This window comes from Enterobacter sp. fkY84-1 (genome assembly GCF_052974705.1).
In genome coordinates this window covers 1,452,025-1,477,830 of record NZ_CP169393.1, presented here as the reverse complement: position 1 = coordinate 1,477,830, position 25,806 = coordinate 1,452,025, and the positions used below count along the sequence as shown (strand labels likewise).

The following is a 25,806-nucleotide window of genomic DNA, read 5'->3' as shown; positions in this document are numbered from 1 at the left end:
CACTTGTTAATTGTTTAGAACATTGACCCGAATATTTTCAAGGTGAGCGTGACGTCTGACGACGACCTCCGCTTCTTTCATTTTCGACCAGTTGGCAATAATATCTTTTGCCTTTTCTGCATCGGTCATATCGACAGAATTGACTTTTACCGCCACATCACCTTTTTCCAGACCGGCATGACTGTAGAAGTCAGAGGCATTCCTTGGATTAATGTTGTAGCCTTCCAGCTGGCCCTTTTCCATAAGTGGCTTTAACACCAGATAATCATCCAGATGCACGCTTTCAGCACCAGCATCTTTCGTCGATTGGGTTACCGGGCAGCTGTCAACGCCGCCCTTAAAATAGTCAGGTTTATTTAACGCCAATACCTGCGTAGCACCTTCGTAATTAACCACCACATTGTCTTTGTTTATTTCCTGAATAAAGGCATCGTTAAAACCGGTCAGCGCTTCGCCTTCGCGATAGCTCTTTTGACCACCCGGCGTTTTGATCACGGCGAAGGACAACCAGGCATCGTCGCTGCGGACGATCCCCTCAATTTCGGCAGCGAGCGGGGCTTTTCCGGCCGCTGGCAGGTTGTCCTGACGCACGGCGGCGGTGAAAAGTGAAAATGTCTTTTCTTCCTGACGTTTTTTTTGCGGTTTCGCCGCTGCGTTCGCGAGTTTATTCGTCACTTTTTTATAATCTTTAAAAATGACGTAGCCTTGCTGACCGCAAAAAATCAGCAATACAAACATAATACAGGGCGTTATCCACCGTGAAAAAAGTGAGAGCCTCATTATTCATCTGGCCTTTAGCAAAGCGGAAATAAGCAGCGTCATGCTGCGCCAATATGTGACATAAATAGTAATTAGCGGCCTGACAATCGACCACCTGCTTCGCCGTTAACTTTGATAAAGAAAAAGATTGACCGTCAAAAAAACCAGTGTTAGAGGAAGCCGGCAGGTTATTTTTACCCTGCCCGTAAATTGACCATGACGCACCCTTGCCGTACTTTTCTGGACCATTGCTATTCATGCCCAGAGACGGTAAGTCGTTATGTATCAGAGTCATTTTAAATTTAATCACCCGCCTTTTCGAAAAATTACCCGCGCCTCGGGCGATTTCTTCGTGCCGTATCACCAGGATATTTTCAACCTGCTGAAAGAGAAAACCCAACAGGCGGGGATTATTGGGCTCTTTGCAGACGATGCCCCGCTGCTGGGCCAGTTCAGCGACGCCCTGAAATCCGCAACCCCTGACGTTATTGCCATCAACGCGTTTCCAAAACTGAGTGCCAGTAGCCTGCTGTATAAACTCAATCCGGGAACGAAAGAGAGCAAAAACCGGCTTCAGGCGGTGGATGCCATCCTGCACCAGTGGCAGGGAGGGAAAAGCAGGACGAAAGTGCTGGTGATTAGCCATACCGATGCCATGAAAGAGACCTGTCGGGAGGTGCTGGCTCTGCTGCTGACGCGCGCGCAGGAGCTGGAGTTTCGTCTGTCCGTCGTATTGATGGGTGCAGCGGATCGGGAAGCCGTTCTGATGCAGCAGTCTGAACTGCGTGAATATGCGCATACCTGCCACACCCTGCGCCCCCTTACCTGCCGGGAGTTTCTCAGCTACGTTCAGGCGCAGTGTGAAGCGCACGGGTGTGAGCACTCGCCGTTGACCCCGGCGCGCGTGCGTAAAATGCATGCGCTGACCAAAGGGAATATCAGCAAGCTGAACGAGCTGGCGCACCTGTCGATGCTCGCCGCCTGGACCGAACGTGCAGAACAGGTTAGCCCGCGTCATCTGCGCCTGGCGGCCGGTGAGATCCTGCCTGCGAAAAAACACGGTATGCGCCTGGCTACCGTGGGGCTGTTCGCCTCCGTGCTGTTCGCTGCCTGCGGCTGGTATTTGACCTCCTCGATCGGAGCAAGACTTCCGATTCAACTGCCGGTGCCCGCGAGCTGGAAACAGCAGACGCCCATCGAGCAGGCGCCGGTGGTGCCGGCTATCGACAACGAGGTGGTTAATCAGCCGGATGCGATGCATCAGCTCTATCTGATGTGGGGGTATGACGCCTCGGCGGACGATGCCCTGTGCCAGAACGCCGCGAAGGTGAACCTGATGTGTAAGCAGGGAAATGCCTCACCGGACGCGCTGGCACAGGAAGGGTATCCGTGGGTGAGTGAACTGAAAACCGGCAACCACCTTAACTATGCCGTGGTCGCCCGCGTCGGGGATAACTCACTCGACCTGCTGATGAATAACCGCACCTGGCAGGTAAGCCGTCACTGGTTTAACCAGCATGCCACCGGCAATTATACCCAGCTCCACCGCCTGACGCCGGAAGGCAAAGACGCCATCAGCGCCGCCAGCGATGCGAAGGACATGGGGTGGCTGGATCAGCAGCTGAGCCAGGCCCTTGCCGAGCCGGAAACCCACGCTCAAACCTGGACGACGGAGATGATGAAACGTACCCGCGAGTTCCAGCAAAAAATGCATCTGCGCGTCGACGGTATCCCGGGTGAAGAGACGCTGATGCAGTTGATGCGCGACACTAACACCACGCCGAGCGTGCTGCTTCAGCCCCCCCATGCCGCACCGGACGCGAAAACGCAGGAGAAGCATTCCTAATGTCTACCATCTGTCTTGCGGCTCAGCGCAGCTACGTTTCCGGGGAGGCGGTCTGGTTTTCGTACCGCATTCCCCGCCTGAGAAAAATCGCTTCTAACGCCTTTTTAGGAATAGTAAGCCTCTGCGTCATGCTGATGGCGGGGCTGTACGCCCACGTATACTGGCAACTGCGCCACCCTGCGCCGGAGCCGGTAAAAAAAGTGAACGTGGCGAAGCCCGAGACGCAGCTTACCGATATGCACTACGTGTACGTGAGCAAGCCGTTCCCGCATCCGCACCCGAAACCCGTCCCGGTGCAGGCCGACGTCCCTGCCATGCAGGATCTGCCAATTAACAGCGACGACGCCGACTGGCAGCAGATGCCTGACGGCACGGTGCCGCACGATACCTCGCGGGATACCCTCCCCGGAACGGAAGCGCACGACGATGCCGTCTCCCCCCGCACGGAGGGTGACGACGCATCATTAACCGAACTGTTTAAGCAGGCGTTAAAAGAACAAGAGCAGGATTATTCGCAAGGGAAAATACCCGCACCGCCGGTTGACGAAACGCAGGATAATACTCAGGCGGACGCATTACATAAAGAAAGTTCCCGGTCTCCATTAAGTAAAAAAGGAGACCGGCTGGAATAGTTAATATTTTTCAGGCAGGTTGGTGATATTAAGGAGTCGACCCTTTTCCACCACAATGTATTGACCTTTTTTCAGATCGGAGAGGATTTTTATAATCGTACTGCGTGCCAGGCTGGTGTATTCCTGAATATAATCATAAACATTAATATCGCGTTGATGATGTACAATCAGTTCATTAATTTCCAGCAAAAATTCGCGCACGACAGAATAGGCGCTGCGGGCAACCAGCACGTCATCGCGCTTGCTCAGGAGACAGATATACCAGGCCAGCACCTTGGTGAGTTCAGGCCACAAGCCTTTCTCGGTCATCAGTTGAGAGAAAACGCTTTTCGGAATCGAGCGCACCACGGTATTCGAGCGGACCAGGCCATACATATGGGACGAATGATAAAAAATGGAAGAGAGTCCAAAAATGCACTGCCCCTGCAGGGTGAACAAGCAGAGCTCGTCGGATTCGCGGCGGAATTCCACTTCACCGCTGACGATAATATGAATAAATTCATTATCGACGGTGGAAATTTTTTGCCATTTCTTTAACGATTTTTCTTCAAATCCTTCCGTTGCGGAAATGATTTTTTCTATTTCATGATGAGGACGCAATTTTCTGCCGTAAATGCTTAACATTGTTATACCCGAATTAAGATGTAAATTTTAGATAAAAAATGGCCACGGTGGAACCACCGAAACTATTCGTATAATCCTGATAAAAAACTTCAAGGAGAAGTGATAATAAAAATCACTATGCAGGTGTTATTTTTTATAAATACTTAGCAAGCTATACGTCTATCTTAAATGAGGGTACTTTTAAGTCAATTAACTAAAAATGAATTGAGAATGTACTTAAGATTAATCTCAAGAAAACTAAGGTAATACGGCCTGGTCAGGGGCAGCCCTGAGGACTACCCTTGCCCGTACTTCTCTAAAAGCGCCTCGGCGATGGCCAGGGTTTCTACGTCAGCCACGCCGTTCCACAGCGCGGGGCGGAAGTGCATCTGAAACGCGCTGATCACCCTCTTCTGCTGCTGTTCCGTGGCGTTGTCCGGCACCTCGTAGCCATAGCGTTTCAGCACATCAAGCAGCGCACCGCGCTCGACCTCCTGATAGCGCGGCCGCCCGTTAAGATAGAACGCCACGCGCGCGGGATCAGGCCAGGCACCTATCCCCTGCTGCGCCAGCTGCTGCCACGGAAACAGCGGGCCGGGATCGTCTTTACGCTGCGGGGCAATGTCGGCATGGGCAACCACGTTCTGCGGCTGAATGTCATAGCGGGCAATAATGTCCCTGGCAAGCGGGATCAGCGCTGCAATCTGCGCAGGCGCAAACGGGGTAAAGGTTTTCACGCCGTCACGCGTTTGCCAGCCGCGGTTCTCGAGCTCAATCCCCACGGACGTATCATTAATCCGGTTGGTGCCGCGCCAGAAGCTAATGCCCGCATGCCAGGCCAGCTCGCTCTCGGGAACCAGCTGCCAGATGCGCGGCTTGCCGTCCGGCGCCGGGGGGTTGGCAGGGATCAAATAGTGAGAGCTAACGTTTTTATCCGTCAGCGTGGCCAGCGAGCTGTCAAAATCATCCGCGGTGTAGTGGATCACCAGCACCTTGATGCGCGGGTAAGCCGCCTGCGCCTGATGACGCGTATCCAGCTCGTAGGCACCTTTATCGATAATCCCCTTTTCCGTAACGCACCCTGCCAGCAGCAGCGCCAGCAGGAGCGTGGCAAACGCACGCCTCATCGCAGGGTTTTCACCGCCGTACCGCTTACGCTCACCATCAGCATGCTGCCGTCTTTCCCGACCGTTTCGTAGTCAATATCGATTCCCACGACCGCATCCGCGCCGAGGGCTTCCGCCTGCTCGCCGAGCTCTTTAAAGGCGATTTCGCGTGCTTTGCGCAGCTCTTTTTCGTATGCGCCAGAGCGGCCACCCACGATATCGCGGATACCGGCAAAAAAGTCACGGAAGATATTGGCGCCGAGAATCGCTTCGCCGGTGACCACGCCGCAGTACTCGGTTATTGTCTGTCCTTCCAGGGTTGGCGTTGTTGAAAACTGCATGGTTTCTCTCCTTCTTTAGCGTTCAATGCCTTAGGCACAGCATTATCGGTTCGTTACGCTATGATTGAAAGGATAGTTAATAAATAAGGAAATCAACATGCGCTATTCAGCTTTAACACTTTTAGTGCCCTGCGCGCTGGTGCTCAGCGCCTGTACCACCACGGTCACGCCAGCCTTTAAGGATATCGGTACCCGCAGCGGCCCCTGCATTGAGGGCGGCCCGGACACCGTGGCGCAGCAGTTCTATGATTACCGGATTCAGCACCGCAGCAACGACCTCACCGGCCTGCGCCCGTATCTGAGCGATGGTCTGGCAAAACTGCTTAACGATGCCACCCGCGATCCGCAGCACAATGCGCTGCTGAAATCCGACCCGTTCTCCAGCCGCACCACGCTGCCGGACAGCGCAGTAGTGGCCAGCGCGTCAACCATTCCGAACACGGATGCCCGTAATATTCCGCTGCGCGTGAAGCTGACGCAGGGCAGCCAAACCTGGCAGGACGAAGTGCTGATGATCCGTGAAGGCCAGTGCTGGGCGGTGGACGACGTACGCTACGTGGGCGGCAGCGTGCATGCCCCGGCCGGCACGCTGCGCCAGTCGATTGAGAACCGCTGATTCATCAGTGATAAAAATGTTACCCCCGTAAAATGTCCGGCATTTCTCGCGGAATGCCGACATTTATACTCGCCGCCTTTGCCCTTCGCTATTTTGTGCTATGTTTAAGAGGAAATACGGGTTATATTTAACTTTTAACGCAGAAATATTGCATAACTATTCTGTCAACGGTACTATCTGCGGCCTCAATTGCTATAGATTGCCTGGATGAGTAAAGACTGCCCCGATGAGTATTAAACTAAACGGCATTAACTGCTTCTACGGCGCACACCAGGCGCTGTTTGACATCACGCTGAACTGCCCGGAAGGCGAAACGCTGGTTTTGCTTGGCCCAAGCGGTGCAGGCAAAAGTTCCCTTCTGCGCGTCCTTAATCTGCTTGAAATGCCTCGTTCAGGTACGCTGGCAATTGCCGGTAACCATTTTGATTTCGCAAAGACGCCGTCTGATAAAGCGATTCGCGAGCTGCGTCAAAACGTCGGCATGGTCTTCCAGCAATACAATCTCTGGCCGCACCTGACGGTGCTGCAAAACCTGATTGAAGCCCCGTGCCGCGTGCTGGGCTTAAGCAAAGATCAGGCCATCGCGCGTGCCGAAAAGCTGCTGGAGCGTCTGCGCCTTAAGCCCTACAGTGACCGCTACCCGCTGCACCTGTCCGGTGGTCAGCAGCAGCGCGTGGCCATTGCCCGTGCGCTGATGATGGAACCTGCGGTACTGCTGTTTGATGAACCAACGGCCGCGCTGGACCCGGAAATCACCGCTCAGATCGTCAGCATTATTCGCGAGCTGGCGGAAACCAACATTACGCAGGTTATCGTTACCCACGAAGTGGAAGTGGCGCGTAAAACCGCCAGCCGTGTGGTGTACATGGAAAACGGGTATATCGTTGAGCAAGGTGATGCGAGCTGCTTCGCTAACCCGCAAACCGATGCCTTCAAAAACTATTTATCTCATTGATTGTGTCAGGGGAAATATAATGAAAAAAGTATTACTTGCCGTGCTGCTTGCTGGCGTTACCCTTTCCGCTACCGCAGCTCAGACCATTCGTTTCGCCACGGAAGCCTCTTACCCTCCGTTTGAATCCATTGATGCGAACAACAAAATTGTTGGCTTTGACGTGGACCTGGCTAACGCCCTGTGTAAAGAGATCGATGCGACCTGCACCTTCAGCAACCAGGCGTTCGACAGCCTGATCCCAAGCCTGAAGTTCCGCCGTATCGACGCCGTAATGGCCGGTATGGACATCACCCCGGAGCGTGAAAAGCAGGTGCTGTTCACCACCCCTTACTACGATAACTCTGCCCTGTTCATTGGTCAGAAAGGCAAATTCACCTCTGTCGATCAGCTGAAAGGCAAAAAAGTGGGCGTGCAGAACGGTACCACGCACCAGAAATTCATCATGGATAAGCATCCGGAAATCACCACCGTTCCGTATGACAGCTACCAGAACGCGAAGCTGGATCTGCAGAATGGCCGTATCGACGGCGTATTTGGTGATACCGCTGTCGTGACCGAGTGGCTGAAAGCCAACGACAAGCTGGCACCAGTGGGCGACAAAGTGACCGATAAGGACTACTTCGGTACCGGTCTGGGGATTGCCGTTCGTCAGGGCAACACTGAGCTGCAGCAGAAATTCAACGCTGCGCTGGAAAAAGTGAAGAAAGACGGCACCTACGAAACCATCTACAAAAAATGGTTCCAGAAGTAATTCCTGATGAATGAAATTTTTCCTTTAGCAAGCGCCGCCGGGATGACCGTCGGCCTTGCCGTTTGCGCACTGATTATCGGCCTGGTGCTGGCGATGTTCTTTGCGGTGTGGGAATCCGCGAAATGGTTCCCCGTCGCCTGGACAGGCTCCGCGCTGGTCACCGTGCTGCGTGGGCTACCGGAAATTCTGGTGGTCCTGTTCATCTATTTCGGTTCCTCGCAGCTGCTGCTCACGCTGTCGGACGGCTTCACGATCAATCTCGGCTTTGCGCAGATCCCGGTGCAGATGCAGATTGACAACTTCGACGTCAGCCCGTTCCTGTGCGGCGTCATTGCGCTCTCCCTGCTCTACTCCGCGTACGCGTCGCAAACCCTGCGCGGTGCGCTGAAAGCCGTGCCGCAGGGACAGTGGGAGTCGGGTCAGGCGTTAGGGTTGTCGAAATCCGCCATCTTCTTCCGTCTGGTGATGCCGCAGATGTGGCGTCATGCCCTGCCGGGCCTCGGCAACCAGTGGCTGGTGCTGCTGAAAGATACCGCGCTGGTGAGCCTGATCAGCGTTAACGATCTGATGCTGCAAACCAAAAGCATCGCCACCCGTACCCAGGAGCCGTTTACCTGGTACATTGTGGCGGCGGCAATCTACCTGGTGATCACGTTGCTCAGTCAGTACATCCTCAAGCGTATTGACCTGCGAGCGACGCGCTTTGAACGGAGACCAGGCTGATGCTTGAATACTTTCCCGAGTTGATGAAAGGGCTGCACACCAGCCTGACGCTGACCGTGGCGTCCATTATCGTGGCGCTGATCCTGGCCCTTATCTTCACCATCATCCTGACGCTGAAAACGCCGGTGCTGGTGTGGATTGTGCGCGGGTACATCACCCTGTTTACCGGTACGCCGCTGCTGGTGCAGATCTTCCTGATTTACTACGGCCCGGGCCAGTTCCCGTCGCTGCAGGAATATCCGGTTATCTGGCATCTGCTCTCTGAGCCATGGCTGTGTGCCCTGATTGCCCTTTCGCTGAACAGCGCGGCCTATACCACCCAGCTGTTCTTTGGTGCGATCCGCGCCATTCCGGAAGGCCAGTGGCAGTCCTGCGGGGCGCTGGGCATGAGCAAGAAGGACACGCTGGCGATCCTGCTGCCTTACGCCTTTAAGCGCGCGCTCTCCTCCTACTCCAACGAAGTGGTGCTGGTGTTCAAGAGTACCTCGCTGGCCTATACCATCACCCTGATGGAGGTGATGGGACACGGACAGCTGCTGTACGGGCGCACCTATGACGTGATGGTGTTCGGCGCGGCGGGCGTGGTCTATCTGGTGGTGAACGGTCTGCTGACGCTGATGATGCGCCTTATTGAGCGTAAAGCGCTGGCGTTTGAGCGCAGGAATTAACCACGCAAGTGCATAAAACGGTATTCATGGAGCGGGTAACCTGATGGGTTATCCGCTTTTTTTTCGCGCTCAACACAATACTTAATCATTTTTATTGCATACAAATTCATTAACTGGCATTGTACATCCAGGCCGCAGACACGGCGCATCAATAAGACAGACGGGAGCATTACAATGAAAAAGTTAGTTCTGGCCGCATTACTCGCCACCTTCGCCGCTGGCGCATCCGCTGCGGATAAAATCAATTTCGGCGTCTCCGCCACCTATCCGCCGTTTGAATCGCTGGATGCCAGCAACCAGATCGTCGGTTTCGATATCGATCTGGCGAAAGCGCTGTGCAAACAGATGCAGGCCGACTGCACCTTTACTAACCATGCTTTTGACAGCCTGATCCCGTCGCTGAAGTTCAAAAAATACGACGCGGTGATCTCCGGGATGGACATCACGCCTGAGCGCAGCAAGCAGGTCGCGTTCACCGACCCGTACTACGCCAACTCGGCGGTGGTGATTGCGAAGAAAGGGGCGTACAAATCCTTCGACGAGCTGAAAGGCAAACGCATCGGGATGGAAAACGGCACCACGCACCAGAAATACCTGCAGGACAAACATCCGGAAGTGAAGACCGTGGCCTATGACAGCTACCAGAATGCGATTATCGACCTGAAAAATGGCCGTATCGACGGCGTCTTCGGCGATACCGCCGTGGTGAACGAATGGCTGAAAACCAACCCGCAGCTGGGCACCGCAACGGAAAAAGTGACCGATCCGCAATACTTCGGCACGGGCCTCGGCATCGCGGTACGTCCGGATAACAAAGCCCTGCTGGAAAAACTGAACGGTGCGCTGAAAGCGATTAAAGCGGACGGTACTTACCAGAAAATTAGCGAGCAGTGGTTCCCGCAGTAATGTCTTTTGCCGGGTGGCGGCTTCGCCTTATCCGGCCTACGGGGGGAGTTGTAGGCCGGGTAAGCGCAGCGCCACCCGGCACTCTCTCACAGCGGCACAAAGAACCTGAACCGTGCCCCTCTCGCCGACTCCATCAGCCTGATCCCGCCGCCGTGCAGCTCCAGCATCCGTTTCACGATTAACAGCCCTAACCCGCCGCGATTCTCCTGCGAGGCCTGGGTATTCAACGCCGACGGCCGCTGGAACAGATCGTCGCGCAGCGAGGCATCCACGCCCGTTCCGCTGTCGGACACTTCGACCTGCAGCTGTTCATTTTCCTGCCACACCGCCAGGCGAATTTCTCCGCCGCCAGGCGTATGGCGCATCGCGTTATCCAGCAGGTTGGTCACCACGCGTTCAATCATCGATACATCGGCGTTTACCATCGGCAGCGGCCCCGGCACGTCAATATGCAGATTGACCTCTCGCGTGCGGGCCGTGAGCTCAAACTTCTGCGCCACGTCGGAAATCAGCTCCGCCATTGCGAACCGCTCGCGCTGGGGTTTAATACCGCCGTGTTCAAGGCGCGCCAGCTCAAACAGCTGCTGCGAAAGATGCCGGACTTTTTGCCCCTGACGCAGCGCGGTGGCGAGATACTGCTGATGCTCCTGCGGCGTCAGGGTGGCGGATTTGAGCGACAGGGTTTCGAGATAGCCCAGCAGCGAGGTGAGCGGCGTGCGGAGATCGTGCGAAATATTGGCGATAAACTCACGACGCTGACGATCGCTGTCGGCCAGCCGATCCCACTGTTGGGTGATTTTGCGCGCCAGCTCGATAAAGCTGTTGCGCAGGATCGCCACTTCATCTTTTGCCGCCGCGTCCGGCGTCTGTCCCGCCAGCAGCCTGATGGCGCTTATGCTGTCCTGCTCCAGCCCGGCGACCTCCACCGTCAGCTGTTTGACCGGGCGCGTGACCCAGTACCAGACCAGCAGCCCTGCCAGCAGCCCAAACAGCGCGACCCACAGCAGCGACCACAGGACGGTACTCCACAGCGCCTTGTGCCAGGCCATTTCCGCCAGGGCGTTTGACTCCTCGCCCTGCAAAATAATGTACAGATAGCCTTTTAGCTCGCCGTCCTGCCGCAGCGGCGTGGCGCTAAAGACTTTTTGATTTTGACTGCGCGGATCGTCGCCCAGTACCGGCATGGCGGTGCCGCTCAGGAAGCTCTGCACCGGCGCCAGATCGATTTTTTGCCGCTGAATATGGCCCGGCGGGGCAGCGTCGGCGAGGATATCGCCGTCCGGGGAGACAACGTACAGCTCAACGCTCGGATTAAAGGTCATCAGCCGGCCAAACAGCGGTTTCAGCGCGCTGCGGTCGACCCTGCCCTGCGCGTCCAGAATCGGTTCGCGCTGGACGATCTGCTGCGCCAGCCCGCCCGATAACCGCTGCACCATCGCATTACCGTACTGCATGCTGCTGTAGAGCTGGACCGCGCAGGCGACGGCGGCGCAGAGCATCATCAGCAGGATGAAGAGCAGCGTCAGGCGCTGGCTCAGGCTAAAGCGACGCATCATGCTGCGGCTCCGCAAATTTGTAGCCCTTGCCCCAGACGGTGCGAATGATCTCCGGCTCGGCGGCGTCCTTCTCTATCTTGATGCGCAGGCGGTTGATATGGGTGTTAACGGTGTGCTCGTAGCCTTCGTGCTGGTAGCCCCAGACCTGCTCCAGCAGCGCCAGGCGGGAGAACACCTCGCCGGGATGACGGGCAAAGAAGTAGAGCAGCTCGAACTCGCGCGGGGTGAGGTCCACCACCTGGCCGTGAAGCAGCACGCTGCGCGCCAGCGGATCGATGGTCAGCCCGTGCGCCTGAATGTGTCCGTCGGTTTGCGCCTGCCCCATCGCCTGCTGGCGACGAAACAGCGCTTTGATGCGTGCAATCAGCTCCTGCACGGAGAACGGTTTTGCCAGATAGTCATCGGCGCCGGTTTCCAGCCCGGTAATGCGGTCGGTTTCGCTGCTGCGGGCGCTGATGATGATCACCGGCAGGTAGCGCGTCATCTGACGGATGCGGCGGCAAATCTCCAGACCGTCAACGTTGGGCAGCATCAGGTCGAGGATCACCGCATCCCACGTCTGGGCGTCAAGACGCTGTAAGGCGTTGCCCCCGTCGGGCTCGTGGGTGATGGCGTAGCCTTCGTCTTCTAAATTGAGTCGCAGAAGCGCCGCGATATCGTGGTCGTCTTCTACCAGCAGGATCTGCTTCATGGGTAAGCCTATATTCATGTCTTATGACGTAAGCTTACCTGATTTCACCGGGATGAAGAGTTCACATTTTGTTGAACATTGTGCGGGGGTCATGCCGGGTGGCGGCTACGCCTTGCCCGGCCTACGGGTTAACAACGTCAACACTTCATAATGCGCGGTGTGCGGGAACATATCGAAAAGCTGAACGCGTTCAACGCGATAGCCCGGCAGTTGAGCGATGTCTTTCGCCATGGTCTGCGCGTTGCAGCTGGAATAGATGATGTATTCCGGCGCCATCTGGCTCAGGTAGTCGCACAGCGCATTCCCGATGCCGCGGCGCGGCGGGTTAACCAGCACCAGTTCCGGCACGTTGCCCTGGCCGGTGGCGAACTGCGTGGAGTCGAGCGCCTGGAAGCGCAGATTCGTTAACCCCAGCTCAGAGGCAGACTGCTTCGCGCAGGCAATCGCTTCGGCAGAGATCTCAATCCCGGTGAGCTGCATCTCCGGCGTGGCGCAGTGCAGGCCAAACCCGCCCACGCCGCAGAACAGATCCCACATATGGTGAACGTTCAACGCACGCACCCAGTCGCGGGCGGTGGCGTACAGGCTGCTTGCCACGGTCGGGTTGGTCTGGAAGAAGCTTTGCGGGCGGATCCACAGCGGCACGCCGTTGAAGCGCTCCGCCAGCGCGTGCTGGTCGGTGAAGAAAATCTCTTTCTCCCCTTCCATGATCGCCATATGCACCGGCTGAATGTTCGCCGTAATGACCTTCAGCTGCGGAAGCTGCGCCTGCAGCCAAGGCAGGGCCGCGCGCAGCTGCTCAAGCTTAGTTTCAGAGCGCAGCACGAAGCGCAGCATCATGCCGCCGTCGATCTGGCTTTCGGTCAGCAGAAGGTATTTCAGCTCGCCGCGCTTGCGGGCCACGTTATAGGGCGTTAACCCCGCCCGGGCAATAAACGGCTTAAGCGCGGCAAAGACCGGTGCAAAGGAGTCGGGATACAGCGGGCAGTCGGTTAAGTCTTCCGGCGTGCCGTCGCGGTGCAGCATTCCCAGCAGCGGTTTTTCTACGCTGCCGCTGACCACCATTTTGGCTTTGTTGCGAAAACCCTGTTCCGGGCCGCTGACGGGTGCGCACCACTCGCCCACCGCGTGTGCTGCCAGCAGCTGTTGCAGGTCGGCCATTTTGGCGGTGAGTTGTTGAGAGACCGGCTGTTCTATCCACTGACAGGAGCGGCAGCGTCCGGCGTCATAGAGTGCGCACTGCATATCAAAACCTTAAGAATCACGAGGGCTGCGATTATACACATTATTGCAGGCGGAAGAACCGCCGACTGGAGGCCGGAACGAAGAGGAGACAGAGCACCAGCATATCCGGCAGCTTTTGCATAAACAGCGCGTGGAAGATTTCGCGTTTGGATCCGCCGGCAATGCTGAACAGTTCCGGGTAGCCGTATCCCAGCGAAGCCGCCCACAGATAGCTCGCCGCGGTAATCTGCGTCAGCAGATAGACCCAGCGCGCCCAGTTGCGCCCTTTGACCAGCGAAAACGCGCAGTAAATCTCGATAAACACCAGCACCAGGCTGCTCAAAAAGACCAGCGTCAGATTCCACGTCTGCACGCTGCGGTGAATGAATTCACCGATGCCGCGCACGCCCAGGGTGTTTAAAATCATCAGCACGTCCAGGCAGCGGATCATAATAATGGCGAGCGCCGCCACCTGAACCAGTGCAGGTACGTTAGGACGCGCGTGCGTAATACGTGATTTTTTTAATAATCCCAATGTTTTACTTCCCTGAAAAACAGTGCCGCGTCATGCGCGGCACATCACTGGAAATTTTAAATCCTTCAGCCGCGTCTTGCACGCTGGATATCGCGCACGCGCTGTTTTTCCGCGCGCGCCATCAAATACCAGGCGATAAATCCGACAATTCCGACCACGCCGAGGATGATAGAGGCCAGGGCGTTGATCTCCGGGTTGACCCCCATGCGCACGCTGGAGAAGACCAGCATCGGCAGCGTCGTCGCCCCCGGGCCGGAAACAAAGCTGGCGATCACCAGATCGTCGAGCGACAGGGTAAACGCCAGCAGCCAGCCGGAGATCACCGCCGGCATAATCATCGGCAGCGTGATGATGAAAAAGACCTTCAGCGGCGTCGCGCCGAGATCCATCGCCGCCTCTTCAATGGAGCGATCCAGCTCGCGCAGGCGCGAGGCGATCACCACCGCGACATAGGCGGTACAGAAGGTGACGTGCGCCAGCCAGATGGTGAGCATCCCGCGATCCGCCGGCCAGCCGATGGCATGCGCCAGGGCCACGAACAGCAGCAGCAGCGCGAGACCGGTGATCACGTCCGGCATAACCAGCGGGGCGGTGATCATAAAGGCGAAGCCGTTCGAACCGCGAAAACGCCCGAAGCGCACCATCACCAGCGCGGCGATCGTGCCCAGCACGGACGCCATGGTCGCCGCCAGCGCCGCAATGGTCAGGCTCAGCCCCACCGCGCTCATCATCGCATCATCGTGGAACAGCTCGCTGTACCAGCGCGTCGACCAGCCTGCCCAGACCGTCACCAGTTTGGAGCTGTTAAACGAGTAGATCACCAGCATCAGCATCGGCGCATACAGGAAGGTAAAGCCGATGACCAGGATCGCAATTCGCCACGGGGAGCGCACTACCGGTAAGTTGTTCATCCGCGATCTCCCATCTGTTTCTGCTGATGCTTGTGGAACCACATGATCGGCACGATCAGCAGCAGCAGCATGATAATCGCCACCGCCGACGCCACCGGCCAGTCGCGGTTATTGAAGAACTCCTGCCACAGCACGCGGCCAATCATGATGCTGTCTGGCCCGCCGAGCAGTTCCGGGATCACAAACTCCCCCACCGCCGGGATAAAGACCAGCATCGACCCGGCGATAATGCCGCCTTTGGTCAGCGGGACAATGACGCTGAAGAAAGTTTTTAACGGACGGGCGCCGAGATCGAGCGACGCTTCCACCAGCGAGTAATCAATACGCGTCAGCGCAGTGTAGATCGGCAGCACCATAAACGGCAGATAGGCGTACACAATGCCGATATAGACCGCGAGGTTGGTGTGCAGGATCGTCAGTGGCTGATCGATAACGCCTAACCACATCAGGAAATTGTTCAGCACGCCGTTGTTTTTCAGGATGCCCATCCACGCGTAAACGCGGATCAGGAACGAGGTCCACGACGGCAGGATCACCAGCAGCAGCAGAATGTTTCGCGTCGACGGCTTGCTGTGCGCCACCGCCCACGCCAGCGGATAGCCCATCACCAGACAGCAGAGCGTCGAGATCGCCGCCACCTGCAGCGATTGCAGATAGGCTTCGAAATAGAGCGGATCGTCGGTGAGCTGCAGGAAGTTACCCAGGTTTAAGGTCAGCGTCAGCTGCCCGTCGGCCCAGTCCAGCAGGTTGGTGTAAGGCGGGATCGCCCGCGCCATTTCCGCCAGGCTTATCTTGAAAACGATCAGGAACGGCAGCAGGAACAGCAGGATCAGCCACACATATGGCATGGCGATCACCAGCTTGCGGCCGTGCTTCATCTGCATGCGCGTCAGCCAGTGAGCAAAGCCGCCCGGCTTTTCGACGCGGGCTGGAGGTTCAAGTGTACTCATTGGCCGCTCCTTATACCGTCAGCACAACGCAACTGTCCGCATCCCAACACAGGCGCACTTCGTCACCCCAGGTAGGCTGCCCCTTGCGGTAGCGATGTTCGTTCTGTAACTGTGCGCTGAGCATCTGCCCGCTTTTCAGGCGCACGTGGTAGATGGAGAGATCGCCCAGATAGGCAATGTGCACCACTTCGCCCACGGCAAAGTTATAGCCATCGGCAGGCGGATCCTCACAGAGCATGATCTTCTCCGGACGCAGCGCGACGTAAACCGGCACGTTATCCACCACCGAGTTATCCGGATCGACCTTAAGCGGATGCTGCAGCCCCGGCGATTCGATGACCAGACCGTCTTCCTGACGATCTTTCAGCAGCCCCTCGAAGACGTTAACCGAGCCGATGAACTCCGCGCTGTAGCGGGTGGTTGGGTGCTCATAAATCTCTTCCGGCTCGCCAATCTGCACGAACTTCCCGCGGTTCATGATGGCGATACGTCCGGCCATGGTCATGGCCTCTTCCTGGTCGTGGGTGACCATCACGCAGGTCACGCCCACGCGCTCGAGGATATCGACCACTTCAAGCTGCATACGGTCGCGCAGCTTTTTATCCAGCGCGCCCATCGGCTCATCAAGCAGCAGCAGTTTCGGGCGTTTTGCCAGGCTGCGGGCCAGGGCCACGCGCTGGCGCTGGCCGCCGGAGAGCTGGTGCGGCTTACGCTTCGCGAACTCCTGCATGTGCACCAGGCTCAGCATCTCGGCCACGCGCGCGGTAATTTCAGCCTTCGGCAGCTTGTCCTGCTTCAGGCCAAAGGCGATGTTCTGCTCCACCGTCATATGCGGGAACAGCGCGTAGGACTGGAACATCATGTTGATCGGGCGCTGATACGGCGGCACGCTGGAGAGATCCACGCCGTCGAGCACGATCTGCCCGGCGGTGGGCTGTTCAAAACCGGCCAGCATACGCAGCAGGGTCGATTTACCACAGCCAGAGGCCCCCAGAAGGGCAAAAATTTCGCCTTTATAGATCGTCAGGCTGACGTCGTCCACGGCATGCTGGCCATCGAAAGATTTGGTGAGGTTACGAATTTCAAGCAGCGGGGTCAGCGCTTTACGGACTTTCGCCTGCGGGCGGGGGATCGCGTCATTCACGGGGTGTTCTCCGGTAGAGATCAAAACTGGTGCAAACGCACCGTCAGGGTGCGCATCGCCGGGCGGCGCTATCGCTTGCCCGGCCTACGGGTTGTAGAGGCCCGGTAAGCGATAGCGCCACCGGGCAGCAATACCAAACGCCGTTATTTACCGCTTTTCACCTTGGTCCACGCGCGGGTACGCACGCGGTCAATTTTTGGATCCTGGACTTTCAGGGTGAAGAGCTTGGCGAACACATCCGCTGGCGGATAGATAGCCGGGTTATTACGGATCTCTTCGCTCACCAGCGGCACGGAGGCCTTGTTACCGTTCGCGTAGTAAACGTGGTCGCTGATGTGGGCGATAACCTCAGGACGCATCAGGTAGTTGAGGAACTGATACGCTTCGTCTTTGTTTTTGGCGTCAGCCGGCATCGCAAAGACGTCGAAGAAGGCCAGCGCCCCCTCTTTCGGAATGAAGTAGGAGACGTTCACGCCGTTTTTCGCCTCTTTCGCGCGGTTTGCCGCCTGCCATACGTCCCCTGCCCAGCCGATCGCGACGCAGATGTCGCCGTTCGCCAGGTCGTTAATGTACTGGGACGAGTGGAAGTAACGAATGTTTGGACGCAGCTTCAGCAGCAGATCGGTCGCCGGGCCGGTGTAATCATCGGCCTTATTGCTGTTCGGATCTTTGCCCAGGTAGTTCAGCACGGTCGCGAAAATCTCTTCCGGGGCATCGAGGAAGGAGACGCCGCAGCTTTTCAGCTTCTCGAGGTTTTCCGGCTTCAGCACCACGTCCCAGCTGTCCAGCTTCACGTCCGGGCCCAGCGCGGCTTTGACTTTATCCACGTTGTAGCCGATACCGGTGGTCGCCCACAGGTAAGGCATCGCGTATTTGTTGTCCGGGTCGTGCTTAGCCACCAGCTTCAGCACTTCCGGATCGAGATTTTTCCAGTTCGGTAATTTGCTCTTATCCAGCGGCTGGAAGACGCCTGCCGTCAGCTGGCGCTCCAGGAAGCTTGCGGAAGGCACCACGAGGTCAAACCCGGTGCTGCCCGCCATCAGCTTTCCTTCCAGCACTTCGTTGGAATCGAACACGTCGTAGACGACTTTAATGCCGGTCTCTTTTTCAAAATTTGCCACCGTGTCCGGCGCAATATAGTCAGACCAGTTATAAACGTGCAGCGTTTTTTGTTCCGCAGCGAGCGTGCCGGCAGAGACGGCCATCAGAGCACCCGCAACCAGACCCGATAACCATTTTTTATTCAAGGCGATCATAGTGTTATTCCTTCTGAAAGCTCGTTAACAAACGAACTAAAACTGTGCAATCAGGATATATGCAAAAATCATGCATAGTTTGTCGCTCTGCTCAAAATAAAAAGAAACCTCTTTACCCGGCAGCTTCCGCTCGCTTTTTTAAGCATCGCAAGAATAACTGTAGCCCGTGTCCCCGGCTATAGCCCAGACGAAAAAACGCCTTTTATCAATTTTTTATGCAGGTTAAGTCTACGTGATAAGCCGAAACGGCCTTCAGGGAGGTGAATAATTCTTTAAAGAAAGGTTAAAAGCAGCAGAAAAAATGGCCTTCTGCAGCCGCTATGGCAGCGACTGCGCAAAAGTCAGACAGGCTTAGTGAAGAAAATTGGGAGATGAATCATTATTCTCTGCATCATCTTCCGCGCTATACAGCAGATGGTGTGCATTGGCTTCCATCATAACCATGGAAATTTGCTCTTCGCTCAAGCGCATAAACCAGGCGAACTGCTTGAACGACAGCCCTGCCCCGGAGAATAAAGACTGGCAAACGACCAGTTTTGGCAGATTATCATCCTGTATGTCGAGAAATGCCTTCACCGTCAAAGAACTGGCATTGATTGCCGACAGGTCGGAAGCCAGCGCCAGCAGCGCGGAGGGCTTCACTTCGGCCAGCGCGGAGAAAAGGATCACGTCGTTAATCAGATCGATTTTGGCATCGAAAATGCCGTCGAAATTCTGCATATGAGGCAGATGCAGCGCCTGGCAGGAATCACATTCGAAGAACGTAATTCCGGCATCATCAAGCCATTGACGTAACGTATCCAGTGTAGGTACGACCTGTAAATCCATCGCGATGCAGCCTCTTTAATAAAAACTTCGCATAGGGTACTTAAAAAGCGCGCGGTAATCCATTTAACCACCCGTTTTCAGACAGTAGCCCGGCGTCGCATGACGCTCGATCCATAAGATCATTTTACCCGCAATATCGACCCCGGTGGTTTTTTCCACACCTTCCAGCCCCGGCGAGGCGTTCACCTCCATGACCAGCGGCCCGCGCGTCGCGCGCAGAAGATCTACCCCCGCCACGTCCAGCCCCAGGGTTTGCGCCGCTTTCACGGCAATTTCCCGTTCGCGATCGCTGATATCGGCGATTCTGGCAATGCCGCCGCGGTGAAGGTTAGAGCGGAAATCACCCTCTTTGGCCTGCCGCTCGATAGCCGCCACCACCTCGTTACCCACCACAAAACAGCGAATATCGCGCCCTTTCGCCTCTTCGATATACTCCTGCACCAAAATGTGGGCATTGAGGCCCCGGAAGGCATCAATCACGCTCTCCGCCGCCTGACGGGTCTCCGCCAGCACCACGCCAATGCCCTGCGTGCCTTCCACCAGCTTGATCACCAAAGGCGCGCCGCCCACCATGTCGATCAGATCGCTGGTGTCGTCCGGGGAATGGGCAATCCCGGTGACGGGAAGATCGATCCCCTGACGGGCAAGAAGCTGCAGCGAGCGCAGCTTGTCGCGGGCGCGGGAAATGGCGACGGATTCGTTGAGCGGGTAGCTGCCCAGCATCTCGAACTGGCGCAGCGCGGCGGTGCCGTAATAGGTAATCTGGGAGCCGATGCGGGGAATCACCGCATCAAAGTGCGGCAGCTTGCGGCCTTTGTAGTGAATCGACGAGGCGGCCGGATCGATGTTCATATAGCATGACATCGGGTCGAGGATTTCAACCTGATGCCCGCGTTTCGCCGCCGCTTCTCGCAGGCGCTTACATGAATAGAGCGTTCCATCCCGGGACAATATGGCAATTTTCACCCTGCACCTCTCTGAAGACATGGAAAAAGCCTGCGTATCATATACGCAGGCAGGCGCAGGATAAATGGACTATCGCGTCGCCCAGCCCTGTTTGTGCAGGTAATCAAGAATAAACGGGCGATTTTCTTTAATGATGGTGCGGCGAATATGGTCAGTCCAGGTGTCGCGGCGGTTATTGCTGCCGCGCGTCATGTAGTAGTTCGCCAGCTCTTCGTCGTAGTGATTCAGGACGTCCTGATCGACCGGCTGGTAGTGGTTTTCATGCACCAGCATCGCCGCAGGAATGCGCGGCTTCAGATCCGGGTTATCCGCCGGCCAGCCAAGGCACAGGCCAAACAGCGGCAGCACGTGTTTTGGCAGCTTCAGCAGGTCGGTCACGCTTTGAATGTTGTTACGCAGGCCGCCAATGTAGACGCCGCCTAACCCCAGCGACTCCGCCGCCGTAAAGGCGTTTTGCGCCATCAGCGCGGTATCCACCACGCCCAGCAGCAGCTGTTCGGCCAGGCCCAGCTCGGCCTCAGGGCAGATCTGCAGGTGGCGGTTAAAGTCGGCGCAGAATACCCAGAACTCGGCTGCCTGAGCCACATGCTTCTGCCCGCCGGTCAGCGTCACCAGCTGTTCACGCATCGCCGGGTCGGTAATGCGGATAATGGAGCTGCACTGCAGGAAGCTGGAGCTGGAGGTCGCCCTTGCGCTGTTAATAATCGCTTCGCGCTGCGCATCGGTAATCGGCTCATCGGTGAAGTGGCGAATGGAACGATGGGAAAGGAGCAGGTCTATGGTTGGCGTCATCTTGTCTCTCTTTGTCTTGCTTAAACCGTATGGCAGCCAGTATAGGCAATGATATGCGCGGTGTAATTGGCGAAACATAGCTCATAGATATTATAACGACAGGCGAAACCTTCTTTAATGACGACAGGTTATGGGGCACTATACGTGTCATTCGCCGTCAGGCTTGTTTTTTTGAGGAGAGAGAAATGTTTGCAGTAATTTTTGGTCGTCCAGGGTGCCCTTACTGTGTGCGCGCGAAAGAGCTGGCTGAGAAACTGACCGAAGAGCGCGATGACTTCAACTTCCGCTATGTGGACATCCACGCGGAAGGCATCACCAAAGCCGATCTGGAAAAAACTGTCGGTAAGCCGGTTGAAACCGTACCGCAGATCTTCCTCGATCAGAAACACATTGGCGGCTGCACCGACTTTGAAGCTTACGCCAAAGAGCACCTGGGCCTGTTTGCTGCCCAGTAATAAAATGAAAGGACGCCCTCACCGAGAGGGCGTTTTTATTTGTGATGCCGTCGGTTATGAAACAGACTGCGCACAAATAAGTAGCAGAGCGCGCCAAGGGCGCACCAGAAAACAGCGCTCATCAACCACGCCAGCTCCTGCCAGAAACTTCGCGTAGAGATATACAGCAAGCGCATCATCAGCAAACAGAGCGGCGCGGCCAGCATGGCGCCCAGCAGTGGCTTCACCACCTCCCCTTTACGGGAGAGAAAACTGGCAGCTGCCCCCGGCAGGGTAAAAAAGAGCAACCCGAGCTCCGGATGACCCGACGCCCTGAATGCCCCTTTCACGTTAAAAGCAAGCGACATGCATACGACCGTGAACAGCAAAAAGCAGCTGATCACCCCCGCCCAGTTTCGTTTCATATTCAACCTATCCTCCTGACTTATCTCTATCAAATACACTTTCGTCGGGTAGACGCCCAGTCAGATAAAGCAATGCGGCAATCCTTGCCAAAGTACGCACAGGGTGATGCGATAATCAGTAGCTGTCAGTAGCTAATGCGATTAAACTACACGCCAGCTAATGTTTTAGGGAATAAAGCAGGAAACAGGGAGCGTTAACGCTTTTCCCTGACCCAAAAAACAGTAGCCCAAAAAGTCCTTTCATTCAACAACTTACTGGTAAACAAGAAGTTAGCCTCCGTGAATATAAACGTCGCAGACTTGTTAAATGGGAATTACATCCTGTTATTATTTGTGGTACTGGCGCTGGGTCTTTGCCTGGGTAAATTGCGCCTGGGTTCGGTTCAACTCGGTAATTCCATTGGCGTTTTAGTCGTCTCCTTATTATTAGGCCAGCAGCACTTCAGCATTAACACGGACGCGCTCAACTTAGGTTTTATGCTGTTTATTTTTTGTGTTGGCGTGGAAGCGGGGCCGAACTTTTTTTCTATTTTCTTCCGCGATGGCAAAAATTATCTGATGCTGGCGCTGGTGATGGTCGGCAGCGCGCTGTTGATCGCGTTAGGGCTGGGTAAACTGTTTGGCTGGGATATCGGGCTAACGGCCGGTATGCTGGCAGGCTCGATGACCTCCACTCCGGTGCTGGTGGGTGCCGGTGATACCCTGCGCCACTCCGGTATGGCCGGGGAACAGCTCTCTACCGCCCTCGATCACCTGAGCCTGGGCTATGCCCTGACCTATCTGATTGGTCTGGTGAGCCTGATCGTTGGCGCACGCTACCTGCCAAAACTGCAGCATCAGGATCTGCAGACCAGCGCCCAGCAAATCGCCCGCGAGCGCGGTCTGGATACCGACTCCAAACGTAAAGTTTATCTCCCGGTGATCCGCGCCTACCGCGTCGGGCCGGAGCTGGTGGCGTGGGCAGACGGTAAAAATCTGCGCGAGCTGGGGATTTACCGCCAGACGGGCTGCTACATCGAACGTATCCGCCGCAACGGCATTCTGGCGAACCCGGACGGCGACGCGGTGCTGCAGATGGGCGACGACATCGCGCTGGTGGGTTACCCGGACGCCCACGCTCGTCTCGACCCGAGCTTCCGTAACGGCAAAGAGGTGTTCGACCGCGACCTGCTCGACATGCGCATCGTCACCGAAGAGATCGTGGTGAAAAACCATAACGCCGTTGGCCGTCGCCTGGCGCAGCTGAAGCTGACCGACCACGGCTGCTTCCTCAACCGCGTGATCCGCAGCCAGATTGAGATGCCGATCGACGACAACGTGGTGCTCAACAAAGGCGACGTTCTGCAGGTCAGCGGCGACGCGCGACGCGTAAAAACCGTGGCTGACCGCATCGGCTTTATCTCTATTCACAGCCAGGTCACCGACCTGCTGGCCTTCTGCGCCTTCTTTATCGTTGGCCTGATGATCGGGATGATCACCTTCCAGTTCAGCAACTTTAGCTTCGGCATCGGTAACGCCGCCGGGCTGCTGTTCGCCGGGATCATGCTGGGCTTCCTGCGAGCGAACCACCCGACCTTCGGCTACATTCCGCAGGGCGCGCTGAACATGGTGAAAGAGTTCGGTCTGATGGTCTTTATGGCAGGCGTCGGCTTAAGCGCGGGCAGCGGGATTGGTCACAGCCTGGGCGCCGTCGGCTGGCAGATGCTGGTTTCCGGACTTATCGTCAGCCTGGTACCGGTGGTTATCTGTTTCCTGTTCGGTGCCTACGTGCTGCGCATGAACCGCGCCCTGCTCTTCGGGGCGATGATGGGGGCGCGTACCTGTGCGCCTGCTATGGAAATCATCAGCGATACCGCGCGCAGCAACATCCCGGCGCTGGGGTATGCGGGCACGTATGCTATCGCTAACGTGCTGCTGACACTGGCGGGTACGCTGATTATCATCATCTGGCCCGGACTCGGATAACTCCTAAGAATGCGCGTGGCGGAAAATATTTTTGTTACGCGCAGAACTTTTTTATCAGGGGGCAGTCATAACTAGTGCCACTGCTTTTCTTTGATGTCCCCAATTTGTGGAGCCCATCAACCCCGCCGTTTTGGTTCAAGGTTGATGGGTTTTTTGTTGCCTGAAAATTACCACTCTGTAAATTAATGCTTTATGCCGCCACGTTCCCCTGCATAGTGACATCGTCGCGGCAGAACTTATATAGCTGTAACAGGTAATAAAAAACCAGCCAGCGGCGGGTCTATATTAGTCAGCTAACTGTTCCTGCAATCCATTTGGGCTTTGGAACGCGCCACTCAGTATTGAACTCATCTATTCGCCCTAAAACCTCCCGATAAATCGTATTTAGATTAAAAAATATCAGGTCATTCTCCTAAAAATCCCCTGTTTTTCATAAACATGATCTGCTTTGAACTTCCATATTAGTTACGGGCATACGCTGGAGCGGATAGAAACACTATGGAGGGGACAGGAATGCAGTTTTCAAGCTCAGTAATGGCAATTCCGGTCTTAGGGAATGCAGCAAAAGATCGCTCAAGTGAGCTGAAGTGCGAGGTCAGTAAGCATGTACCATTCTGAAGAGATCATCCGCCAGCTTCAGAGCCAAAAAATACTGGCCATGAAGCTGGACCAGGCGGTACGCGCGGTAGGTGAAGAAGTAAAGAGCCAGCTGAGTAATATAGGTGCCGGTGCCCAACGCCTGCTGTACTACACTTCCTGCTTTACTGATGAATATTACGATGTATGCACCCGACAAAACCTGGAGGACGCTCGCTTCCGAAAGGGCATATTCCATCTCGTTTCTCGCTGGAACATCGTCTTTGACCTAATCAACACGTACGTTGAGGAGCTGGTTAAGGATTATTCCCCGGCAGAATTATCAGGGATACAGCATGCTCTAATGCGCGCTAACGTTTATATATCCACCAGCACGCTAACCTCTTATTCATTCTCTGCAGGGGTCACATCGACTGTTTGCCTTTATATAACCCTTCCACCTTCAGGGTTAAAGGTCGTTTCAGGATTAACGGGCGCGGCTATTGGCGGGCTGGGGATATATGGGATTGTGCAACAGGCCGCTGACAGCGCTCATCGCTTGCAAGTGATGCATCCCGCCTACTATCAAGCGTTGTACCTGCGAGAACTGGAAATGATGTATTTCCTGGTGGAACCTGCTTTTATGCGCGCGGGCGTGCTAACCCATCAATGGACCGACAGTCAAAGCCCTTATGATGCTGCTGACACTATCCTGAAGCTCATGGGCAGGCACTAATGGGCTTTCTAAGACGCTGGCTCAAATCTCAGGCCCAGTTTTTCTTCTGGACTTATATACCCATCATCCTCGCGTTCATTTTTGGCTATGTCCTTGACGTTTACTTCCCTGAGGTTAGCCAGGGATTCATCCTCCTGTTTTACCTGGTCACACTGGGGCTGGCTTACTGGATATGGCATTGAGGACCATAAAAGCTTCACGTTTCCTAATAAGGAAATGACATGTCTACACCCGCACATCTCTGGCTTGAGGACGAGAACGGCTCGCCAATTGTTGGTAGCTGTATGATGCCCACCCGTCATGGTTCCATAGAACTGAAATCGTTCTCCCATGGCGTAACCATTCCGGTTGACCCAAGTTGGGGCAAGCTCACCGGCACGCGCGTCCATCGCCCTATTACGATAATCAAAGAATTTGATCAGACTACCCCACTTCTTTACCGAGCCGTGTGCGAAGGGCGAGTGATGAAGAAGGGGATTATTAAGATGTACCGTATTCTGGAGTCCGGTATCGAGGCCGAATATTTCAATATCGTGATGGAAAACGTTAAGTTCACGACAGTGGCACCCTTCCTGACCCCTAACGGGATGAGCAGCACCCATCTTGAAACACTCGAATTGCGTTATGAAGCTATCTCATGGAAGTACACGGAGGGGAATATCATTTACCGTGACACCTGGAACGATCGCTGTTGCGCCTGAGCACAGAAGAGTGTTGAAAGTGAGCAGATAAAATGAAACCGTTCCAGGGGACGGTTTCTTTCCCGTGACTGTCAGGATTGGTCCGGGCAAGCCATAAAAGACTATTTTGACCTTCAACAAGCCCTCCCTGAGTTTTTCTATCCTTCCTGCTTTTCCCTCTTCTCTCGCCAGCCATAAACACATATGATTTAATGCATATGATTAAAGACA

At 55.6% G+C, this 25,806-nt stretch carries 29 protein-coding genes; 12 read left to right on the top strand and 17 right to left on the bottom strand.

Translation table 11 applies throughout. The features are described 5' to 3' along the window. Positions 1 to 6: 6 nt before the first annotated feature. The gene (gene gspC, locus ACEPLT_RS06950; RefSeq protein ID WP_232928251.1) at positions 7 to 738 is read right to left on the bottom strand and encodes a type II secretion system protein GspC; all 732 of its coding nucleotides are present in this window, start codon (positions 736 to 738) and stop codon (positions 7 to 9) included. Then, positions 689 to 1,054: a hypothetical protein gene (locus ACEPLT_RS06945; RefSeq protein ID WP_133059710.1), complete on the bottom strand. Its 366-nt coding sequence runs from the start codon at positions 1,052 to 1,054 to the stop codon at positions 689 to 691. The genes gspC and ACEPLT_RS06945 overlap by 50 nt, the downstream gene beginning before the upstream one ends. On the opposite strand from ACEPLT_RS06945, the gene ACEPLT_RS06940 reads away from it, so the two are divergent. Together ACEPLT_RS06940 and ACEPLT_RS06935 are read left to right on the top strand one after the other, a co-directional pair. Further along, a complete protein-coding gene (locus tag ACEPLT_RS06940; protein ID WP_032663888.1) occupies positions 1,040 to 2,605 on the top strand; it encodes an ExeA family protein in 1,566 nt (521 codons plus the stop codon). The genes ACEPLT_RS06945 and ACEPLT_RS06940 overlap by 15 nt on opposite strands. After that, positions 2,605 to 3,237, top strand: a complete 633-nt coding sequence (locus ACEPLT_RS06935; protein WP_032674442.1) for a hypothetical protein — start codon at positions 2,605 to 2,607, stop codon at positions 3,235 to 3,237. Before ACEPLT_RS06940 ends, ACEPLT_RS06935 begins: the two co-directional genes overlap by 1 nt. Here the strand turns inward: ACEPLT_RS06935 and ACEPLT_RS06930 are convergent, their stop codons facing one another. The 3 genes from ACEPLT_RS06930 to ACEPLT_RS06920 form a co-directional block, all read right to left on the bottom strand. Further along, entirely contained in the window at positions 3,238 to 3,861 is a 624-nt protein-coding gene (locus tag ACEPLT_RS06930; RefSeq protein WP_023292914.1) for a helix-turn-helix domain-containing protein, read from the bottom strand. A gap of 275 nt (positions 3,862 to 4,136) precedes the next feature. Further along, positions 4,137 to 4,967 (bottom strand): N-acetylmuramoyl-L-alanine amidase, encoded by an 831-nt coding sequence (locus ACEPLT_RS06925; RefSeq protein ID WP_044596920.1) that lies wholly within the window; start codon positions 4,965 to 4,967, stop codon positions 4,137 to 4,139. Then, a complete protein-coding gene (locus ACEPLT_RS06920; protein WP_008500028.1) occupies positions 4,964 to 5,287 on the bottom strand; it encodes a heavy metal-binding domain-containing protein in 324 nt (107 codons plus the stop codon). The genes ACEPLT_RS06925 and ACEPLT_RS06920 overlap by 4 nt, the downstream gene beginning before the upstream one ends. 97 nt (positions 5,288 to 5,384) lie before the next feature. On the opposite strand from ACEPLT_RS06920, the gene ACEPLT_RS06915 reads away from it, so the two are divergent. The 6 genes from ACEPLT_RS06915 (at position 5,385) to artJ (ending at position 9,906) form a co-directional block, all read left to right on the top strand. Further along, on the top strand, positions 5,385 to 5,903 hold the full coding sequence (locus tag ACEPLT_RS06915) for a lipoprotein (protein ID WP_023343659.1): 519 nt from the start codon (positions 5,385 to 5,387) through the stop codon (positions 5,901 to 5,903). Between the two features lie 226 nt (positions 5,904 to 6,129). After that, a complete protein-coding gene (gene artP, locus ACEPLT_RS06910) occupies positions 6,130 to 6,858 on the top strand; it encodes an arginine ABC transporter ATP-binding protein ArtP (protein WP_008500030.1) in 729 nt (242 codons plus the stop codon). Between the two features lie 19 nt (positions 6,859 to 6,877). Next, entirely contained in the window at positions 6,878 to 7,609 is a 732-nt protein-coding gene (gene artI, locus ACEPLT_RS06905) for an arginine ABC transporter substrate-binding protein ArtI (RefSeq protein ID WP_008500032.1), read from the top strand. A 6-nt stretch (positions 7,610 to 7,615) separates the two neighbouring features. After that, positions 7,616 to 8,332 carry an arginine ABC transporter permease ArtQ gene (gene artQ, locus ACEPLT_RS06900; protein ID WP_008500033.1) on the top strand — a complete coding sequence of 239 codons (717 nt, stop codon included), beginning with the start codon at positions 7,616 to 7,618 and terminating at the stop codon, positions 8,330 to 8,332. After that, positions 8,332 to 9,000, top strand: coding sequence for an arginine ABC transporter permease ArtM (gene artM, locus ACEPLT_RS06895; protein WP_008500034.1), 669 nt, complete (start codon positions 8,332 to 8,334; stop codon positions 8,998 to 9,000). The genes artQ and artM overlap by 1 nt, the downstream gene beginning before the upstream one ends. Positions 9,001 to 9,174: 174 nt before the next feature. Continuing rightward, positions 9,175 to 9,906, top strand: a complete 732-nt coding sequence (gene artJ, locus ACEPLT_RS06890; RefSeq protein ID WP_015571008.1) for an arginine ABC transporter substrate-binding protein ArtJ — start codon at positions 9,175 to 9,177, stop codon at positions 9,904 to 9,906. A gap of 86 nt (positions 9,907 to 9,992) precedes the next feature. Here the strand turns inward: artJ and ACEPLT_RS06885 are convergent, their stop codons facing one another. The 11 genes from ACEPLT_RS06885 to nfsA all read right to left on the bottom strand — a co-directional run bounded on the left by ACEPLT_RS06885 (position 9,993) and on the right by nfsA (position 20,759). Then, a complete protein-coding gene (locus ACEPLT_RS06885) occupies positions 9,993 to 11,462 on the bottom strand; it encodes a sensor histidine kinase (RefSeq protein WP_227157022.1) in 1,470 nt (489 codons plus the stop codon). Beyond that, the gene (locus tag ACEPLT_RS06880; protein ID WP_021240925.1) at positions 11,446 to 12,153 is read right to left on the bottom strand and encodes a response regulator transcription factor; all 708 of its coding nucleotides are present in this window, start codon (positions 12,151 to 12,153) and stop codon (positions 11,446 to 11,448) included. Before ACEPLT_RS06880 ends, ACEPLT_RS06885 begins: the two co-directional genes overlap by 17 nt. 105 nt (positions 12,154 to 12,258) lie before the next feature. Then, on the bottom strand, positions 12,259 to 13,398 hold the full coding sequence (gene rlmC / locus ACEPLT_RS06875; protein WP_065101849.1) for a 23S rRNA (uracil(747)-C(5))-methyltransferase RlmC: 1,140 nt from the start codon (positions 13,396 to 13,398) through the stop codon (positions 12,259 to 12,261). Between the two features lie 40 nt (positions 13,399 to 13,438). Next, positions 13,439 to 13,912, bottom strand: a complete 474-nt coding sequence (locus ACEPLT_RS06870) for a YbjO family protein (protein ID WP_039266050.1) — start codon at positions 13,910 to 13,912, stop codon at positions 13,439 to 13,441. 65 nt (positions 13,913 to 13,977) lie between these two features. Continuing rightward, a complete protein-coding gene (gene potI, locus ACEPLT_RS06865; protein ID WP_008503447.1) occupies positions 13,978 to 14,823 on the bottom strand; it encodes a putrescine ABC transporter permease PotI in 846 nt (281 codons plus the stop codon). Beyond that, positions 14,820 to 15,773 carry a putrescine ABC transporter permease PotH gene (gene potH, locus ACEPLT_RS06860; RefSeq protein ID WP_008503446.1) on the bottom strand — a complete coding sequence of 318 codons (954 nt, stop codon included), beginning with the start codon at positions 15,771 to 15,773 and terminating at the stop codon, positions 14,820 to 14,822. Before potH ends, potI begins: the two co-directional genes overlap by 4 nt. 10 nt (positions 15,774 to 15,783) lie before the next feature. Continuing rightward, complete coding sequence (gene potG / locus ACEPLT_RS06855) at positions 15,784 to 16,917, bottom strand: putrescine ABC transporter ATP-binding subunit PotG (RefSeq protein ID WP_021240929.1); 1,134 nt, start codon at positions 16,915 to 16,917, stop codon at positions 15,784 to 15,786. 143 nt (positions 16,918 to 17,060) lie between these two features. Then, positions 17,061 to 18,173: a spermidine/putrescine ABC transporter substrate-binding protein PotF gene (gene potF, locus ACEPLT_RS06850; protein ID WP_008503444.1), complete on the bottom strand. Its 1,113-nt coding sequence runs from the start codon at positions 18,171 to 18,173 to the stop codon at positions 17,061 to 17,063. A 351-nt stretch (positions 18,174 to 18,524) separates the two neighbouring features. After that, positions 18,525 to 19,001 (bottom strand): YbjN domain-containing protein, encoded by a 477-nt coding sequence (locus tag ACEPLT_RS06845; protein WP_126348707.1) that lies wholly within the window; start codon positions 18,999 to 19,001, stop codon positions 18,525 to 18,527. A gap of 63 nt (positions 19,002 to 19,064) precedes the next feature. Beyond that, on the bottom strand, positions 19,065 to 19,967 hold the full coding sequence (gene rimK, locus ACEPLT_RS06840; protein ID WP_021240931.1) for a 30S ribosomal protein S6--L-glutamate ligase: 903 nt from the start codon (positions 19,965 to 19,967) through the stop codon (positions 19,065 to 19,067). A gap of 69 nt (positions 19,968 to 20,036) precedes the next feature. Then, a complete protein-coding gene (gene nfsA, locus ACEPLT_RS06835; RefSeq protein WP_008503442.1) occupies positions 20,037 to 20,759 on the bottom strand; it encodes a nitroreductase NfsA in 723 nt (240 codons plus the stop codon). 185 nt (positions 20,760 to 20,944) lie between these two features. Here nfsA and ACEPLT_RS06830 point away from each other — a divergent pair, with 185 nt between their 5' ends. Next, positions 20,945 to 21,214 carry a GrxA family glutaredoxin gene (locus ACEPLT_RS06830; protein ID WP_006809455.1) on the top strand — a complete coding sequence of 90 codons (270 nt, stop codon included), beginning with the start codon at positions 20,945 to 20,947 and terminating at the stop codon, positions 21,212 to 21,214. A 35-nt stretch (positions 21,215 to 21,249) separates the two neighbouring features. On the opposite strand, the gene ACEPLT_RS06825 is transcribed toward ACEPLT_RS06830, so the two are convergent. Continuing rightward, on the bottom strand, positions 21,250 to 21,618 hold the full coding sequence (locus tag ACEPLT_RS06825; RefSeq protein ID WP_023326986.1) for an inner membrane protein YbjM: 369 nt from the start codon (positions 21,616 to 21,618) through the stop codon (positions 21,250 to 21,252). Between the two features lie 279 nt (positions 21,619 to 21,897). Here ACEPLT_RS06825 and ACEPLT_RS06820 point away from each other — a divergent pair, with 279 nt between their 5' ends. The 3 genes from ACEPLT_RS06820 to ACEPLT_RS06810 all read left to right on the top strand — a co-directional run bounded on the left by ACEPLT_RS06820 (position 21,898) and on the right by ACEPLT_RS06810 (position 25,596). Beyond that, positions 21,898 to 23,583, top strand: coding sequence for an aspartate:alanine antiporter (locus ACEPLT_RS06820; protein ID WP_008503440.1), 1,686 nt, complete (start codon positions 21,898 to 21,900; stop codon positions 23,581 to 23,583). 604 nt (positions 23,584 to 24,187) lie between these two features. Then, on the top strand, positions 24,188 to 24,895 hold the full coding sequence (locus tag ACEPLT_RS06815; protein WP_021240933.1) for a hypothetical protein: 708 nt from the start codon (positions 24,188 to 24,190) through the stop codon (positions 24,893 to 24,895). A gap of 221 nt (positions 24,896 to 25,116) precedes the next feature. Beyond that, positions 25,117 to 25,596, top strand: coding sequence for an Hcp family type VI secretion system effector (locus tag ACEPLT_RS06810; protein ID WP_021240935.1), 480 nt, complete (start codon positions 25,117 to 25,119; stop codon positions 25,594 to 25,596). Positions 25,597 to 25,806 lie beyond the last annotated feature (210 nt).